Source organism: Vibrio brasiliensis LMG 20546 (genome assembly GCF_000189255.1).
In the GTDB taxonomy this organism is placed as follows: domain Bacteria; phylum Pseudomonadota; class Gammaproteobacteria; order Enterobacterales; family Vibrionaceae; genus Vibrio; species Vibrio brasiliensis.
The window spans coordinates 1-16,555 of the sequence record NZ_AEVS01000096.1 but is presented as its reverse complement, the minus strand read 5'-3'; the positions used below and the strand labels follow the sequence as shown (position 1 = coordinate 16,555).

14 protein-coding genes and 1 pseudogene are annotated in these 16,555 nt (G+C 46.2%); 12 read left to right on the top strand and 3 right to left on the bottom strand.

Annotation, left to right across the window (positions count from 1 at the left end; genetic code table 11):
* Positions 1-14: 14 nt before the first annotated feature.
* Together RH46_RS18530 and RH46_RS18525 are read right to left on the bottom strand one after the other, a co-directional pair.
* Positions 15-1,472, bottom strand: coding sequence for a dihydrolipoyl dehydrogenase (locus tag RH46_RS18530; protein ID WP_006881054.1), 1,458 nt, complete (start codon positions 1,470-1,472; stop codon positions 15-17).
* A 195-nt stretch (positions 1,473-1,667) separates the two neighbouring features.
* Positions 1,668-2,396 carry a redoxin family protein gene (locus RH46_RS18525; protein WP_006881053.1) on the bottom strand — a complete coding sequence of 243 codons (729 nt, stop codon included), beginning with the start codon at positions 2,394-2,396 and terminating at the stop codon, positions 1,668-1,670.
* A 171-nt stretch (positions 2,397-2,567) separates the two neighbouring features.
* Between RH46_RS18525 and oxyR the strand changes: the two genes are divergently transcribed.
* A complete protein-coding gene (gene oxyR / locus RH46_RS18520) occupies positions 2,568-3,464 on the top strand; it encodes a DNA-binding transcriptional regulator OxyR (protein WP_006881052.1) in 897 nt (298 codons plus the stop codon).
* A gap of 55 nt (positions 3,465-3,519) precedes the next feature.
* Here the strand turns inward: oxyR and RH46_RS18515 are convergent, their stop codons facing one another.
* A complete protein-coding gene (locus RH46_RS18515; RefSeq protein WP_006881051.1) occupies positions 3,520-6,036 on the bottom strand; it encodes a penicillin-binding protein 1A in 2,517 nt (838 codons plus the stop codon).
* Positions 6,037-6,172: 136 nt separating this feature from the next.
* Here RH46_RS18515 and pilM point away from each other — a divergent pair, with 136 nt between their 5' ends.
* From pilM to trpS, 11 genes and pseudogenes are all read left to right on the top strand, one after another.
* Positions 6,173-7,132: a type IV pilus assembly protein PilM gene (gene pilM / locus RH46_RS18510; RefSeq protein ID WP_006881050.1), complete on the top strand. Its 960-nt coding sequence runs from the start codon at positions 6,173-6,175 to the stop codon at positions 7,130-7,132.
* Positions 7,122-7,685 carry a PilN domain-containing protein gene (locus RH46_RS18505; RefSeq protein WP_006881049.1) on the top strand — a complete coding sequence of 188 codons (564 nt, stop codon included), beginning with the start codon at positions 7,122-7,124 and terminating at the stop codon, positions 7,683-7,685. Before pilM ends, RH46_RS18505 begins: the two co-directional genes overlap by 11 nt.
* A 4-nt stretch (positions 7,686-7,689) precedes the next feature.
* Positions 7,690-8,277 (top strand): type IV pilus inner membrane component PilO, encoded by a 588-nt coding sequence (locus RH46_RS18500; RefSeq protein WP_006881048.1) that lies wholly within the window; start codon positions 7,690-7,692, stop codon positions 8,275-8,277.
* Positions 8,278-8,464: 187 nt separating this feature from the next.
* Positions 8,465-9,436 (top strand): annotated as a pseudogene (gene pilQ, locus RH46_RS18495) (type IV pilus secretin PilQ); the annotation flags it as partial.
* Positions 9,437-9,612: 176 nt separating this feature from the next.
* Positions 9,613-10,131: a shikimate kinase AroK gene (gene aroK / locus RH46_RS18490; protein WP_006881046.1), complete on the top strand. Its 519-nt coding sequence runs from the start codon at positions 9,613-9,615 to the stop codon at positions 10,129-10,131.
* A gap of 25 nt (positions 10,132-10,156) precedes the next feature.
* Positions 10,157-11,245 (top strand): 3-dehydroquinate synthase, encoded by a 1,089-nt coding sequence (gene aroB / locus RH46_RS18485; RefSeq protein ID WP_006881045.1) that lies wholly within the window; start codon positions 10,157-10,159, stop codon positions 11,243-11,245.
* Positions 11,246-11,323: 78 nt separating this feature from the next.
* Positions 11,324-12,817 carry an SPOR domain-containing protein gene (locus RH46_RS18480; protein WP_006881044.1) on the top strand — a complete coding sequence of 498 codons (1,494 nt, stop codon included), beginning with the start codon at positions 11,324-11,326 and terminating at the stop codon, positions 12,815-12,817.
* A 90-nt stretch (positions 12,818-12,907) separates the two neighbouring features.
* On the top strand, positions 12,908-13,735 hold the full coding sequence (locus RH46_RS18475; RefSeq protein WP_006881043.1) for a Dam family site-specific DNA-(adenine-N6)-methyltransferase: 828 nt from the start codon (positions 12,908-12,910) through the stop codon (positions 13,733-13,735).
* Positions 13,736-13,859: 124 nt separating this feature from the next.
* A complete protein-coding gene (gene rpe, locus RH46_RS18470) occupies positions 13,860-14,531 on the top strand; it encodes a ribulose-phosphate 3-epimerase (protein WP_006881042.1) in 672 nt (223 codons plus the stop codon).
* 4 nt (positions 14,532-14,535) lie between these two features.
* Entirely contained in the window at positions 14,536-15,225 is a 690-nt protein-coding gene (locus RH46_RS18465; RefSeq protein WP_006881041.1) for a phosphoglycolate phosphatase, read from the top strand.
* A gap of 123 nt (positions 15,226-15,348) precedes the next feature.
* Positions 15,349-16,386 carry a tryptophan--tRNA ligase gene (trpS, locus tag RH46_RS18460; RefSeq protein ID WP_006881040.1) on the top strand — a complete coding sequence of 346 codons (1,038 nt, stop codon included), beginning with the start codon at positions 15,349-15,351 and terminating at the stop codon, positions 16,384-16,386.
* The last annotated feature ends 169 nt before the right edge of the window (positions 16,387-16,555 follow it).

Sequence of the window (16,555 nt, the reverse complement as noted above, 5' to 3'; positions counted from 1 at the left end):
TTTTTTTGTTTTTATTAGCAACCCGGGCCACAGTCCAGACAGTGCTTAATCATTTCTGGGCCAAGGTGTAGCTTAGCGTTCAGGTCACGCAGGGCTGTTCGTACACCCTCTTCGATAACCGGATGATAGAAAGGCATATCTAACATCTCAGAGACCGTCATCTTGTTCTGGTGTGCCCATGCTAGCAGGTGTGCTAAATGCTCTGCATTCGGCCCCATCATTTCTGCTCCAAGGAAGCGACCTGTCCCCTGTTCTCCGTAAACGTGAAGGATACCTTTGTTACGTAGCATCACGCGCGAGCGGCCTTGGTTTTCGAATGACACTTCACCGGTGGCGAAACAGCCACAATTACCTAAACGAGTGGTTAGCTGCTTATAGGTCTCACCAACCATAGCGATTTGCGGGTCAGAGAAGACAGCTGAAATTGGCGAGCGACGTAAGCCTGCACGAATATCCGGGAAACGACCTGCATTATCACCAGCAATGCGTGCCTGGTCAGCGGCTTCATGCAACAGTGGAATCTGGTTGCTTGCATCACCTGCAATGAAGATGCTTTCGACCGATGTTTGCAGTGTGTAGTGTTCCGCAACGGGCACGCCACGTTCATCCAGCTCTACAGAGGTGTTTTCAAGACCCAGTTTGTCGACATTCGGACGACGACCTGTTGCGGCAAGCACGTAATCAACAATAAAGCTTTCCAGTTCGCCTTGGTGGTTGATAAACAGAATTTCGACTTTATCAGTACCATCGATGCGCTTCATGCTTTCGATTTTTACGTCTGCATCCAAGTAAAACTCTTGCTTGAAGGTTTTGTCAGCGTAAGCCATTACTTCAGGGTCTGTGATTGGACCAACCTGACCACCAAGGCCGAATAGCTTCACTTTTACCCCTAATCGGTGGAGTGATTGACCCAATTCAAGGCCAATGACACCTGGGCCGAATACCGCAACAGACTCAGGAAGATCATCCCAGTTGAATACGTCATCATTAATGATCAAACGATCACCAAGTTCATTCCACACTGCAGGGTAAGCTGGGCGAGATCCTGTTGCGATAACGATACGTTTGGCATTGATCTGAGTGTGATCATCAACGACTAAGGTGTTGTTGTCGATAAACTTTGCGTAACCAGCAATCTTGTCTTCTGCTGGGATCTCATCGACACCTTCAAGTACAAAACCGACAAAACGGTCACGTTCACGTTTTACACGATCCATTACTTCACGGCCATTAATCACGATTTCACCTTGAGGGTGAACACCAAATCCCGGTGCTTTTTCGATTTGGTGAACACTTTCAGCAGCTGCGATCAATAGCTTAGATGGCATGCAACCTACGCGTGCACAAGTGGTACCGTAAGGACCGCCTTCAATCATCACTACGCTATCTGTATGCGCTTTTGCTGCGCGGTATGCGCCTAAACCTGCTGTACCACCACCAATAACGGCAACATCGACATTTAACTGTTTCATAATCGGGTCTCGCTTTTTGCTACCAAGTTTTATCTGGCTGATGAAACCTGGAGATGTGAATCTGTGTTTGTAACAATCTGGATAACTAGTGGGACTACCCTGAGACAACTAGTTATCGAGACTGATGTAGAAGTGTTTGAGGGGTGTCCCCCGTACCTTAGCGGTAACGGGAGACTGAGGGTTTCGGTTCGTTAATTAACCCAGGTAAGCTTCTAGCTCTTCACTACCACCGATGTGTTTACCACCGATGAAGACTTGAGGAACGGTTGAACGACCCGTTACAGCACGTAGGCTTACTGTTGTTGCATCTTTACCCAGAACCACTTCTTCATACTGAAGACCGTGATCAATCAGGTTTTGTTTCGCTTTTGCACAGAATGGGCAGCCTGGCTTAGTAAACACAGTGATAGATTCTTGTGTTTTGTAGTCAGGAGCGATGTGCGCAAGCATAGTGTCAGCGTCAGATACTTTGAACGGGTCGCCTGGCTCGTTTGGTTCAATGAACATTTTCTCTACTACGCCATCTTTAACCAGCATGCTGTAGCGCCATGAACGTTTGCCGAAGCCAAGGTCGTTCTTATCAACTAGCATACCCATACCGTCAGTGAACTCGCCGTTACCGTCAGGAATGAAGGTAATGTTCTCTGCTTCTTGGTCCTGTTTCCATGCGTTCATAACGAATGTGTCGTTTACAGATACACATAGGATTTCGTCAACACCGTGCTCTTTAAATACAGGGAATAGCTCATTGTAACGAGGTAGGTGGCTTGATGAACAAGTCGGAGTAAACGCACCTGGCAGGCTGAATACTAGGACAGTTTTGCCATTAAACAGCTCATCGCTTGTTACGTTAACCCATGCATCACCTTGACGAGTTGGGAAAGTAACTTGTGGTACGTTTTGACCTTCTTTAGATGCAAACATATTTGTTTCCTTTTTGATTTTGTTAAATTTGTTTTTGAGTCTTATCAGCTTTCTGACTGTGCTCTGTTTCGATGAAGTTATTATTAAAGAAATTCTTTGATAGCTCTAATCGTTTAATGCTATGGTTTTGATAGATGTTTTCTATCTAAAAGGGTGGGGAAGTAACCAACTATGAATATCCGAGATTTTGAGTACTTAGTTGCTCTGGCTGAGCATAAGCATTTCCGTAAGGCTGCTGAAGCGTGTTTTGTCAGCCAGCCGACGCTGAGTGGTCAGATACGTAAACTGGAAGATGAGCTAGGGACAGCATTGTTAGAAAGAAGCAGCCGTCGGGTGCTGTTTACCGATGCGGGCCTACAACTGGTTGATCAGGCGAAACGGATTTTATCGGAGGTGAAGACCTTTAAAGATATGGCGAGCGGTCAGGCTGGCGATATGGTCGGACCGATGCATATCGGTTTCATTCCAACGGTCGGACCGTACCTGTTACCAAAAATCGTCCCTATGCTAAAAGAGCAGTTCCCCGACTTAGAGCTGTTTCTTCATGAGGCACAAACTCACCAGTTGGTGCGTCAACTAGAAGATGGCAAATTGGATTGCCTTGTTTTGGCGGCAGTGGCTGAGACGGCTCCATTTAAAGAGATTGAAATCTATAACGAACCGTTAAGTGTTGCGGTGCCATGCGACCATGAATGGGCTAAATTAGATGAGCTCGATATGCTGGAGCTAAATGGCAAAACCGTATTGGCATTAGGTGACGGTCACTGTCTGCGCGACCAGGCGCTAGGGTTCTGTTTTGCTGCAGGAGCGAAAGATGATGAGCGCTTTAAAGCGACCAGTCTGGAGACGTTACGTAATATGGTTGCAGCAGGAGCGGGTATTACGCTGCTGCCTGAATTGTCTCTTCCTAAAGAGAAGCAAAAAGATGGCGTATGCTATGTAAAGGCGACCAATCCGGTGCCTTCGCGCAGTCTGGTTTTAGCTTACCGTCCTGGTTCGCCACTGCGTACCCGCTTTGAGCAGCTAGCTGAAGCGATCTCTCACCAATTGGAGCCAGTCCATTTGTAGTCGTTATGAATAAAAAAAGGGGATGATGTCGGTACATCACCCCCTTTTTATTTGCTTAGAATAGCTCCTCTCCACCATCTTCTGAGGTATAGATGCTGTCAGTGATTTCATTGGACACATATTCTGTTGGCTCAGTGCCTTCGAGGAAGTACTCGAACATAGAGCTAGAATCAAACTTGTTGGTCAGTAGACCAGTGTCTCTGTCGATACGGACACGAACAATCCCTGGTGGAATCTCTTTAGAGTGCTCAGGAACGCCAACCAAAGCGCTGTGCATAAAGTCTACCCAAGCTGGTTGAGCTGTTTTAGCACCTGCTTCAGCACCCGAAATTGGATTCTGCGCCAGATTGCTGTTTGGCTTGGTCTTACCTAACTTACGGTTGTGGTCATCGAATCCAACCCAAGCGATAGCGACCATGCCTGGGCCATAACCGTTGTACCAAGCATCTTTAGAGTCGTTGGTAGTACCTGTTTTACCACCGATATCGCGACGTTTAAGAGCCTGCGCTCGCCAACCAGTACCATTCCAACCAGTACCATCACGCCAGTTACCACCACCCCATACGTTGCTGTACATCATTTCACGTACCAGGAAGGCAGTCTGCTCGGAAATAACCTGAGGAGCATATTGCGGCTGTTGCTCTTCTGTAATGTCTTGTTCAGCGAACTCATTAACGATGCTTTCCTGAGCTTCACAGTCCTGCTGACAGATGGTCTTAGGAGATGCTTCGAACTCAAGATCGCCAAATGGACCTTCTACGCGACTGATGTAGAAAGGTTCAACATAGTAACCACCGTTGGCGAAAACCGAGAAACCTTGTGCCATCTTGATTGGCGTTAGGCTGCCTGCACCCAGAGCGATAGTTTCTGAGCGAGGAAGTTGGTCAATATCAAAGCCGAAACGGGTTAAGTACTCACGGGTTTCGTCTAAGCCAACTTCACGCAGTACACGTACCGCCATAACGTTTTTCGATTGAGCTAAGCCAATACGAAGACGAGTAGGGCCAACATAAGTCGGTGGCGAGTTCTTTGGACGCCATGCCGTACCCTGACTCTTATCCCACTGGTTAATTGGTGCATCATTGACTAGAGATGCTAAGGTCATGCCCTTATCGATAGCCGCAGAGTAGATAAATGGTTTAATACTTGAACCTACCTGACGTACAGACTGGGTTGCACGGTTAAATTTGTTGTGCACAAAGTTAAATCCGCCCACCAGAGACAGTACCGCACCATTCTCTGGATTCATTGCTACGAAGGCTGTATTGGCATTTGGAACCTGACTTAAGTGCCACGCAAAGGTCGCCTGCTCGTTATCAGCAGTGATTTGTACCTGACGTACCCAGATCTGCTCGCCGGCCGCCAGAACGTCTTTTGCGTTCGATGGTGGTGGACCTTGACGGTCATCAGTCAGGAACTTACGTGCCCACTTGATACCATCCCAATTCAGAGTCTGTTCACCCTGATTTTTAACCCAGATAGTCGCTTGCTTGTTTTCCACTTTAGTGACGACTGCAGGGAGTAGTTCACCGTAGGTCGGCACATTATCTAGCGTCTTATCAATTTTCTGTTCATCAAACCCTGTTTGGCCATCTTTCCACAGTACTTTCTCAGCACCACGGTAACCATGACGCTCATCGTAAGCGAGTAGGTTTTTGATTGCTGAGTCGTTGGCTGCAGCCTGCAGTTTTGAATCGACGGTGGTGTAGATTCTCATGCCTGAGGTATAGGCTTCTTCTTCACCATAGCGAGAGACCATCCATGCGCGAGCAAGCTCAGCGACATATGGCGCACTTAGCTCGATTTCAGCGCCGTGATAACGGGAGACAATCTCTTCAGCTCGTGCTTGCTCGTATTCATCTTGAGTAATGTATTTCTCATCAAGCATACGCAGTAGAACCACGTTACGGCGATTGGTCGCACGCTCGATTGAGTAAATAGGGTTCATCGTTGACGGTGCTTTTGGCATACCAGCCAGCGTTGCAAGTTCACTCAAAGTTAAATCTTTAAGATCCTTACCAAAGTAAGTTTGCGCTGCAGCTCCAAAGCCATACGAGCGATAGCCCAAGAAAATCTTGTTGACGTACAGCTCCATGATCTCTTCTTTGCTTAGCAGTTGCTCAATATGGATAGCAATAAAGATCTCTTTGATTTTACGCATAATCTTCTTCTCATTGGATAGGAAGAAGTTACGAGCTAACTGCTGAGTAATGGTACTCGCACCTTGTTTAGCAGAACCCGATAGCGCAACAACTACTGCGGCACGAGTAATACCGATTGGGTCAATACCCGGGTGATCATAGAAACGACTATCTTCAGTTGCGATAAGAGCTTCAATAAGATGCTGGGGAATATCGTCATAGGCTACTGGGATACGACGTTTTTCGCCGAACTGAGAGATCAGTTTGCCATCTTGACTGAACACCTGCATCGGAGTTTGCAGTTTAACGTCTTTCAGTGTGGCTACGTCTGGTAGCTCTGGTTTGACATATAAATAGAAACCGAAAATAGTTCCTATCCCAAGAAATATGCAAATCAGTGTGAAAATAAACAATCGCTTTATGAACTTCACCGGAGATTCCCTGAATAATTGGGTTCACTAAATTCGAACCCTTGTATTTTAAGCTAACAGTTAGCTCATTGATTTATGTGCTTATTGAACCATTCACTTACGCATATGAGCTTAGCAACTATAGGGCATTAGCTGCATGGGTAAATCAGTAGTTACAGGCATTGATATAGGCTACCACAGTATAAAAGTGGTTGTTCTTAAACCATACAAGGGCACATTTGCACTGGTAGGCTATCAAGAGTTGGCCATCGAATCAGACATTTTCTCTGATAACCACGTGTTAAATTATCAGAAAATTGTAAAGAAACTCAAAGAACTAAGGAAGAGTTTACCGAGATTTAGTCGCAAAGTAGCACTTGCTCTGCCTGATAATGCAGTAATAAGTAAGTTATTACAGATAGATAGTGGCGTTAAGGAGCAAGAAAGAGAATATGCGTTATTAGAAGCTTTTTCGGCGCAGTCACCATTTCCTCTCGAAGAGCTTAGCCTCGATTTTGTTGAAACAGGTGCTGATAGTCACAGTCAAACGAGACAATTTCAGGTTTTCGCTACCAAGAAAGAGTTGGTTGAGAATCGAATTCAGGTGTTGCACGGGGCAGGCTTTGATCCATTTATGTTTGACCTACAGGCACACTGTCTGGTGCAAATATGGCAACTAACAGTAAGTCGATATCGTAAATCAGACTGGCTGTTGGTCAACATTGGTAGTCAAACCACTACGGTATGTATTGATTTCAGCCATCAGGCTCCCTACTGCAAAGATATTGCTATCGGCATTAGCCAGCATGAATACCCCGTTGATGAACTCGAAGAGTTGATTGTCAGACTGCAGCGCACTATTCAATTAGTTAACTCGATGTATGACTGTGAGGTTGAAGGCTTATGGCTGTGTGGTGAAGCTGCACTAATCACTTCGCTGCTGAAGCCGATAAGTTATGGGTTAGGTTTGGAGTGTCAACTGCTCAACCCTTTTGAACTATTGGAGAACCGGGTTGATAAAAAAACGTCCAGCGAACTCACAGGTTGTTCATTTGTCTGTGCGACAGGTACAGCATTACGTGGATTAAACTGGTTGGAGCGACAAGGTGCTGTATAGCGTCAACCTGTTTCCCTGGAGAGAGTATCAACGCTTTCAACATAAGCTGCGCTTTAAGCGATTAATGGTTGTTAGCGTGTTATTGACGATAGCCACGCAAGGGGTGATTGGGCTTGATATTGATAAGCGTGTAGAAGCCAGGCAATCTGATCTTGAGCGGCTGAACTCAGAGCTGACCCGACAACAGCTGCAACTCAGTCAACTTACAGAAATAGAGCAAAACCTTACTGACCTGAATGATCGTATCGAGCAACTGAGCGCGTTAAATCAACAAGCCCGGTTGGCGAGCCAGTTTATCACTGCTCTACCTACCTACATTCCTCAAAGTGTTTATCTGGATAGCCTGCAGCTGGTGGATGGTAAGGTCAAATTAGTCGGTTTAAGCAAGCAAACAGCCGATATCAGGATGTTCATAAAACGACTAGAAACCTCTGCCTGGGTTAGACAAGTTGTTGTTCACTCCCTGTTTCAACAGAACAAGCGCTTTGGCGATGGTTTTCACAGCTTCGAAATATCATTCACGCTCGCCTCGGTTATTGAACAGGAAGGATAGCGATATGACTAGGCGAGAATTAGACATAGCAGAAGTCGTTGAGTGGCCACTAGGCTTTCAGTTGTTGTTTATTTTACTGCTGGTCATTGCGCTGCAGTTACTGGGGTATTGGGGGTATGTCACGCCGAAATACAACCTTGAAAGCCAGGTAGAAGATCAGCTGCACACCATCAAACAGAGCAGAAACAGTAATCAGGACAAGATAGTCAAATTGGTTGAAGTTGAAGCTCAATATCAACAGGCGATTGAACGGGGAAAAAAACTATCCGACCCTCTGATGCCTCCGCAGGATGTCACGGCTTTGCTGGCTAAGGTGGCAGAGCTGGTGGGTAGGCACTCACTAAGTCTGACTCGAATTGAATTGCAGTCAGCCAACGAGTATCGCTTTCTGACACGCCTGCCCATCACAATCGAACTCAGCGGGCTTTACTTTGATATCAGTGAGTTCGTTACTGCTCTTGCTCAGCTGCCGCAAGTGATCATCATCGAGCAGATTCATTGGCAGCGGAGTGGGGAGGCGAGCAGTGTGCTGAGACTAAGGATGCAAGCACACCTCTATCAACTGGCAGTGGAGAAGCGTGATGAGAGCTAAAGCCTTTATCATGGTTGTACTCAGTTGCGTTGTGAGCAATAGTCTGGCAAATCAATCGCCATCGTTACCGCCTCCTTCTATTACGTTATCTCAAACTGAACCAAGATCAAAAGCGACTCAACGAGACCCATTTTCTCTTCCTTCACCGGAGAGCGAAAAAGCGCAGGCAAACGAGAAAAAAATACCGTTAATCAAGACTTCGGACCAATCGCTGGTGGCGGAGCTGACGTCCGAGCTTATAACGTTAAAGTATGCGCAAGTCTCTGATCTTGTGGAGCTTATTGATGGTGCAAATATGCTGTCTGAGCGAGGGTTAATCAATGCTGACGAACGAACTAACACTATGTTGGTCAGAGACTTACCTATCTATATTAATGCTGTAAAACAGATAGTCCGTTCACTGGATGTCGCCGTTAAACAGGTTCAGATTGAAGCCAGAATAGTGACAGTTGATGAGGGGCAACTGGAGGAGCTAGGAGTTCGTTGGGGACTCAATCAAAACAACAATAGCCGCAATAGAATTGCAGGTGGTATTGAGGTCAACAACCTCGACCAGTCAAGCCTTGATGACAGGCTCAATGTTAATTTAGGAGCAACGTCGGTAAATGCTGCGAGCGTGGCTTTTCGATTAGCGACATTGGGCTCAGATGTACTGCTAGACCTCGAGTTATCAGCAATGCAAACAGAAGCAAAAGCGGAAGTTATCTCGCGCCCCAAATTGATGACGACCAATAAGCAAGCTGCCTACATAGAGCAGGGAAGCGAGATCCCTTATTTTGAGTCATCGGAAAATGGTGCTTCCAGTGTTGCGTTTAAAAAAGCGGTATTAAGTTTGAAAGTGACACCTCAGATATTGTCAGACGATCGCCTAATCCTGGATTTAAGTGTCACTCAGGACAGACCGGGCAATGTAGTTAAAACTGGGTCAGGAGAAGCTGTTGCCATTAACACTCAACGAATTGATACCCAGGTTCTAGTCAACAATGGGCAGACGGTCGTCCTTGGTGGAATTTATCAACACAGCGTGACAGACGCAGTAGATAAGGTACCTTTGTTCGGCGATCTCCCGCTTATAGGTAGCTTGTTTCGGCGTAGTTACCAAAATATCGCTAAGAGTGAACTGCTGATTTTTGTCACTCCAACCATAGTTACTGAGTAAGATTTCTCTGAGGTGCAAAAATAAATTTGCATTAATGGCACCTTATCTAGATAATTTCGGGTCTTATCACGAATTATCTGTGAGGAATCGGTGCCGCAAGCATTTCCATCGCTAGTATTACACTGGCTTTTCTTGTGGCGATGTCATTGAATTAACGTTGTAAATTACTGCTAAACATGGCTGAGAAACGCAATATTTTCCTTGTTGGCCCTATGGGTGCCGGCAAAAGCACAATTGGTAGACATCTAGCTCAACAGCTTCACATGGAGTTTGTTGATTCAGATACTGTCATCGAAGAACGCACAGGCGCAGATATCGCTTGGGTATTTGACGTAGAAGGTGAAGAAGGCTTCCGCGTTCGCGAGGAAAAAGTGATTAATGACCTCACTGAAGAGCAAGGCATTGTACTTGCGACTGGTGGTGGTTCAATCAAGAGCAAAGAAAACCGCAATCGCCTTTCTGCACGCGGTATTGTTGTATACCTAGAGACAACAATTGAGAAGCAACTTGCGCGTACAAACCGCGACAAGAAGCGCCCATTATTACAAACTGATAGTCCACGTGAAGTACTGGAATCCTTAGCGGGTGAACGTAACCCTCTTTACGAAGAAATTGCGGACTACACAGTACGTACAGACGATCAAAGTGCAAAAGTGGTAGCCAACCAGATCGTAAAAATGCTAGAAGAACGTTAAGACTTTTAGCAACTGGAGAATACCCATGGAACGGATTACGGTCAGTTTAGGTGAGCGTAGCTATCCAATCTCAATTGGCGCCGGATTATTTAATGATCCGGCCCACCTTTCTTTTTTATCAGCAAAACAAAAGGTTGTAGTCATTACTAACGTGACTGTTGCCCCTCTTTATGCCGATAAAATCCTCTCTCTTTTAGAGCAGCTTGGCTGCGATGCATCTGTGTTAGAGCTGCCAGATGGCGAGCAATACAAATCACTGGATACCTTCAATACCGTTATGAGCTACTTGCTCGAAGGCAACTATGCCCGCGATGTGGTTGTGATTGCACTCGGTGGTGGCGTAATTGGTGATTTAGTTGGTTTCTCTGCCGCTTGTTATCAACGTGGTGTCGACTTTATTCAGATCCCAACCACACTACTGTCTCAGGTAGATTCATCGGTTGGTGGTAAAACTGCGGTAAACCACAAGCTGGGTAAAAACATGATTGGTGCCTTCTACCAGCCAAAAGCTGTGGTGATTGATACTGATTGTTTGAAAACCCTGCCACAGCGTGAGTTTGCTGCTGGTATCGCGGAAGTCATCAAATACGGCATCATCTATGACCAAGCGTTCTTCGTTTGGTTGGAAGAGAACCTCGATAAACTGTATCAGCTCGATGAGCAAGCACTAACTTATGCCATTGCGCGTTGCTGCGAAATCAAAGCAGAAGTTGTGGCTCAAGATGAAAAAGAGTCTGGAATTCGTGCGTTACTGAACCTAGGTCATACATTTGGTCATGCGATTGAAGCAGAGTTAGGTTATGGTAACTGGCTACACGGTGAAGCAGTTTCGTCTGGCACTGTCATGGCTGCAAAAACTGCACAGCTTCAAGGGCTTATCAGCGAGCAGCAAGTTGAACGAATTATTTCTATACTGAAGAGAGCACAACTACCAGTTCATACACCTGAGCAGATGTCATTTGCGGACTTTATGAAGCATATGATGCGCGACAAGAAGGTGCTGGCTGGTGAACTTCGTCTGATTCTCCCTACCAGTATAGGGACAGCCGAAGTGGTTAAAGGTGTCCCAGAGTCGGTACTTGAGCAAGCAATCGACTTCGCACGCACCCTATAATTCTTCTAGTCTGTAATACCAAACTGACCCTTATTCGGTCAGTTTGGTACTACTCATTTTTTCATTAGGATAACGAAAATGAGCTTGGCGCATGATCCACGTGTGTTGGAATTAGACTCTCAAACAGAACTGCTAGAACGACTGCAGCTGTTAACTAATTTTGGCTCAAACTTGGTTACGCTTGGTGGTGCGCCAGGGGCAGGTAAAACCTGGTTAGCACAGTATTATCTTGAAGCTTGGGCTCAGGATAAAAACCAGTCACTACTTATGTGTCACGCTAACCAAGGTGATGATCAGCGTCGTTCGACAATTCTGACTCAACTCGTATCAGAACCTCTTTTTAATCCTTCTGACTCTCTTGTCGAATCTTTCACTCGCCTGATGGATGGCGAAAGCTGCGATGTTGTTATTGCGGTTGATGATGCTCATCTGCTGAGTGAATCTTTTGTTTCCGAGCTTTGGATGCTGGTGCTGGAAGCGCAGGCCAATCAAAATTGGACCGTCAATGTGCTGTTGTTTGCAGAGTCCAACAGTATGGATGCGTTATTGACCCGTTTGAGTTATGGTCAGGAACACAAGCCAATTGATCTTGAAATTGAACCACTTAGTCAACAAGAAGCGGATCGTTTTTTTGAACATTTGGTGATTCGATTTGTCGAAGATGACATGGAGAAGCGGGTACGTAATGCGTATCGCACGGTCGCTCGCCGCCCTGGTGAGATTATGGCTTTAGGGGATTATAAAGTGGAAAAAAGGATTATTATCCGCTCAATAGTGGGTTCACCAATCAATATTGCCTTGTTAGTTATCACTCTATTGGTGTTAATTGGTGGTGGTTACTGGTGGATGATGATGCAGCCATCAGCGGATGATAAAGCGCAGCAGATCACTGAGTCGATTGAACAGACAGTGATTCCTACCTTACCTGAAACTGCAACGGATTCTGATTCATCAACCGCTGTTATTGAGCCAGAGCCAGTGGTTGACCCGACATTAGCGAATGCGGATGACGACTCGTTAGCGCTACCGCCAGACGTTACCGAGCAGGTGACCAGTGTTGGCAACGCGGATGACGATCATCAGCGTGTCGTTATTACCTCTGACGTTGTCGATGCCTTAATGGAAGATAAGCCTGAACAGGCTGATACCAGTGCTATCGATGAAGTGGTTGAGCAATCGATGGTTGAAGAACCAGCCCCAGCCGAAGAGCCTGAAGTAGAAGCACAGTCAGCACCTGTTGAAGAAGAGACGGTCATTAAGTTCTCGTTTACCAAAGATGAGCTAAAGAGTTTTTCTTCTCGTAGCTACACCCTGCAACTCGCCGCGGTGAGATCTCTTGAGGAGGTTCAGAAATTTATCGATAAACACCAGCTTAACAATCAGGTGTTTATCTACCCAACGGTTCGCAATGACGTTGAGTGGTACATTATTACCTACCAAAACTACCCGACCATTCAGGTTGCACGTGATGCTGTTGCGGGCTTATCGAGTGAGTTACAAAGTCTCGACCCGTGGGCGAAATCACTAAATCAAGTTCAGCGTGAGATAGATCGTGGTAGCCAGAGCAACTAGATTGCTTTTCATCAGAAAATAGCCTGAGATTAATTGCAAAATATGTTACATTCCGCAGCCTTAATTTGTGGTTGATAGATAGAGCAGTAGATGAAGAAGCAGCGAGCCTTCCTGAAATGGGCAGGTGGTAAATACGGACTTGTCGAAGATATCCAGCGTCACTTGCCTGAGGCACGTAAACTGGTAGAACCGTTCGTAGGTGCTGGTTCAGTTTTTCTCAATACCGATTACGAACAATACCTGCTGGCTGATATCAACCCAGATCTAATCAACCTCTACAATCTACTTAAATCGAATCCACAAGAGTACATTTCGGAAGCGAAACGCTGGTTCTGCGCGGAGAACAACCGTAAAGAAGCCTATCTCGATATTCGTCAGCAATTTAACGCGACTGACGACGTGATGTACCGCTCGCTGGCTTTCTTATACATGAACCGCTTTGGCTTTAATGGCCTATGCCGTTACAACAAGAAAGGCGGTTTCAACGTTCCGTTTGGCTCATACAAAAAGCCTTATTTCCCAGAAGCTGAGCTGGAGTTCTTTGCTGAAAAAGCGAAGAAAGCAACCTTTGTTTGTGAAGGCTATCATGAGACCTTTAAGCGAGCGCGTAAAGGCAGTGTTGTTTACTGTGATCCACCTTATGCGCCGCTGTCTAATACTGCCAACTTTACCTCTTATGCAGGCAACGGTTTCAGTCTTGATGATCAGGCTGCATTGGCAGACGTTGCTGAACGAGCGGCCGTGGAGCGCGGTATTCCCGTTCTGATATCTAACCACGATACAACCTTAACGCGTCGTCTTTACCATGGCGCAGAACTGAATGTGGTTAAGGTCAAACGCACCATCAGTCGCAATGGCGCAGGGCGTAACAAAGTTGATGAACTGTTGGCGCTATTCAAGCCATCAGACAGCGAATAATCACATTTCATCAAGCTTCCCTATCTTCTGGCCTTTAGCTTAGGTAGAATTGCGCGCAAAATACTCTGTGATTCAGAGAATCTATTTTGAATGCAATGATGCCAAATACTACTAGAGGTCAGGTATGAAAGATTTCCTTATCGCTCCATCGATTCTGTCTGCAGACTTTGCTCGCTTGGGTGAAGACGTTGAAAAAGTACTCGCGGCTGGTGCTGACGTGGTTCACTTCGACGTAATGGATAACCACTACGTACCGAACCTGACTTTCGGTGCGCCAATCTGTAAAGCGCTGCGTGACTACGGCATCACTGCACCAATCGATGTTCACCTAATGGTTAAGCCAGTTGATAACATCGTGCCTGATTTCGCTAAAGCGGGTGCATCGATGATCACCTTCCATATTGAAGCCTCAGAACACGTTGATCGTACTCTGCAACTGATTAAAGAGCACGGCTGTAAAGCTGGTGTCGTTCTGAACCCTGCTACTCCTCTGTCGCACCTTGAGTACATCATGGATAAAGTTGACATGATTCTACTGATGTCTGTTAACCCAGGTTTTGGTGGCCAGTCTTTCATTCCAAATACGCTTGATAAGCTACGTGCTGTACGCAAGATGATCGATGAATCTGGTCGTGATATTCGTCTGGAAATCGACGGCGGCGTAAAAGTAGATAACATCAAAGAGATCGCTGAAGCGGGCGCGGATATGTTCGTAGCAGGCTCTGCTATCTTCAACCAGCCAGATTACAAAGAAGTGATCGATCAAATGCGCGCTGAACTGGCAAAGGTTAACTAACTCGATGAGCCAGATTAAACTAATCGCATTTGATTTAGACGGTACGCTACTAGACAGTGTACCTGATTTAGCTGTTGCTGCTGATCAAGCGGTACAGGCTCTGGGTTTCCCTGCTGTTACTGAAGAGCAGGTACGTGATTACGTAGGTAACGGTGCTGATGTTCTTATTGGTCGCTCACTTAGCCGCAGCCTGACGGTCTCACCGGATTTAGATCCTGAGCTACACGCTAAAGCGCGAGTTCTGTTCGATGATTACTATGAAAAAAGTGGTCATAAGCTTAGTCACCTTTACCCGGCGGTGAAAGAGACATTGGCTGAGCTGGACAAAGCAGGCTTTACCATGGCGCTTGTTACCAATAAGCCATCGAAGTTTGTTCCTGAGGTTCTCGCTAAGCACGGTATCGATAAGTATTTTGTCGATGTGATTGGTGGCGATACGTTCCCGGAGAAAAAACCGAACCCGATGGCTCTCAACTGGTTACTTGAGAAACATCACTGCCAGCCACATGAGATGATGATGGTCGGTGACTCAAGTAACGACATTAAAGCGGCTAAGAATGCTGGATGTCATTCGTTCGGTCTGACTTACGGCTACAACCACGGCGAGCCTATCTCAGACTCTCAGCCTGATCACGTCGCGGACACCATCGCAGATTTAGTCGATGTTGTAACGGTTTGCGCTGAAGCGCAATAAAAGATCTTCCAAAATACTCGCTAATGAGTACACTGAGTAAACCGTGTCACTAGGTGATTGATAACCTGAGCCGACACGGTTTTTTTCATTTATTTAGATTAAGAAGTCAAAGGAATCATTCCCATGAGCAAACCCATCGTATTGAGTGGTGTTCAACCATCAGGTGAACTAAGTATCGGTAACTACTTGGGTGCTCTACGTCAATGGCAACAGATGCAAGACGACTATGATTGCCAATACTGTGTAGTAGACCTTCACGCGATTACGGTTCGTCAGGATCCTAAAGCTCTGCATGAAGCGACTCTGGATGCACTGGCAATCTGTCTGGCTGTTGGTGTTGATCCGCAAAAGAGCACGCTATTTGTTCAGTCACACGTACCAGAGCATGCTCAACTTGGTTGGCTTCTTAACTGTTACACCCAGATGGGTGAGCTGAGCCGTATGACTCAGTTTAAAGATAAGTCTGCACGTTACTCAAAAGACAGCTCTAGCCAGTTTGGTGATGTAAACGTTGGTCTATTTGATTATCCAGTGCTGATGGCGGCAGATATCCTTCTGTACGGTGCACATCAGGTACCTGTAGGTAGTGACCAGAAGCAACACCTTGAGCTAGCACGTGACATTGCTAACCGCTTCAATAACATCTACGCACCGGAACAGCCAATTTTCCAGGTACCTGAGCCGTACATTCCAACTGTGAATGCACGCGTTATGAGCCTGCAAGACGCAACCAAGAAGATGTCGAAGTCAGATGATAACCGTAAGAACGTTATCACGCTGCTAGAAGAGCCTAAGTCAATCATCAAGAAGATTAACAAAGCTCAGACAGACGCTGAAACTCCACCACGTATTGCTCATGACTGGGATAACAAAGCAGGTATCTCGAACCTAATGGGTCTTTACTCAGCGGCGACAGGTAAGAGTTTTGAAGAGATCGAAGCGCAATACCAAGGCGTTGAGATGTATGGTCCGTTTAAGAAAGATGTAGGTGAAGCCCTTGTTGCTATGCTTGAGCCGATTCAGGCTGAATACCACCGCATCCGCGCTGACCGTGCATACATGGATCAAGTAATGAAGCAGGGTGCTGAAAAAGCGTCTGCTCGTGCCGCTGAAACTCTGAAGAAAGCATACCAAGCGGTAGGTTTTGTTACGCGTCCGTAGTGCTGCGAGATGCTAGAACGCTGCGCTTCGAGATCGGGCTACGCCCTTCGATATGCTAGATCGCTTCGCTTCGAGAACGGACTTCGTCCTACGAGAATGTATAACGGGCTGCGCCCTTCGAGAGGTGCACGTTATAGATGCTGAGTAGGTATCTGATATAGAGTTTTTT

Excerpts from the sequence above, each read along its gene's own strand:
- RH46_RS18530 (WP_006881054.1), bottom strand. The coding sequence starts at position 1,472 with ATGAAACAGTTAAATGTCGATGTTGCCGTTATTGGTGGTGGTACAGCA.
- RH46_RS18525 (WP_006881053.1), bottom strand. The coding sequence starts at position 2,396 with ATGTTTGCATCTAAAGAAGGTCAAAACGTACCACAAGTTACTTTCCCA.
- oxyR (WP_006881052.1), top strand. The coding sequence starts at position 2,568 with ATGAATATCCGAGATTTTGAGTACTTAGTTGCTCTGGCTGAGCATAAG.
- pilM (WP_006881050.1), top strand. The coding sequence starts at position 6,173 with ATGGGTAAATCAGTAGTTACAGGCATTGATATAGGCTACCACAGTATA.
- RH46_RS18500 (WP_006881048.1), top strand. The coding sequence starts at position 7,690 with ATGACTAGGCGAGAATTAGACATAGCAGAAGTCGTTGAGTGGCCACTA.
- aroK (WP_006881046.1), top strand. The coding sequence starts at position 9,613 with ATGGCTGAGAAACGCAATATTTTCCTTGTTGGCCCTATGGGTGCCGGC.
- aroB (WP_006881045.1), top strand. The coding sequence starts at position 10,157 with ATGGAACGGATTACGGTCAGTTTAGGTGAGCGTAGCTATCCAATCTCA.
- RH46_RS18480 (WP_006881044.1), top strand. The coding sequence starts at position 11,324 with ATGAGCTTGGCGCATGATCCACGTGTGTTGGAATTAGACTCTCAAACA.
- RH46_RS18475 (WP_006881043.1), top strand. The coding sequence starts at position 12,908 with ATGAAGAAGCAGCGAGCCTTCCTGAAATGGGCAGGTGGTAAATACGGA.
- rpe (WP_006881042.1), top strand. The coding sequence starts at position 13,860 with ATGAAAGATTTCCTTATCGCTCCATCGATTCTGTCTGCAGACTTTGCT.
- RH46_RS18465 (WP_006881041.1), top strand. The coding sequence starts at position 14,536 with ATGAGCCAGATTAAACTAATCGCATTTGATTTAGACGGTACGCTACTA.
- trpS (WP_006881040.1), top strand. The coding sequence starts at position 15,349 with ATGAGCAAACCCATCGTATTGAGTGGTGTTCAACCATCAGGTGAACTA.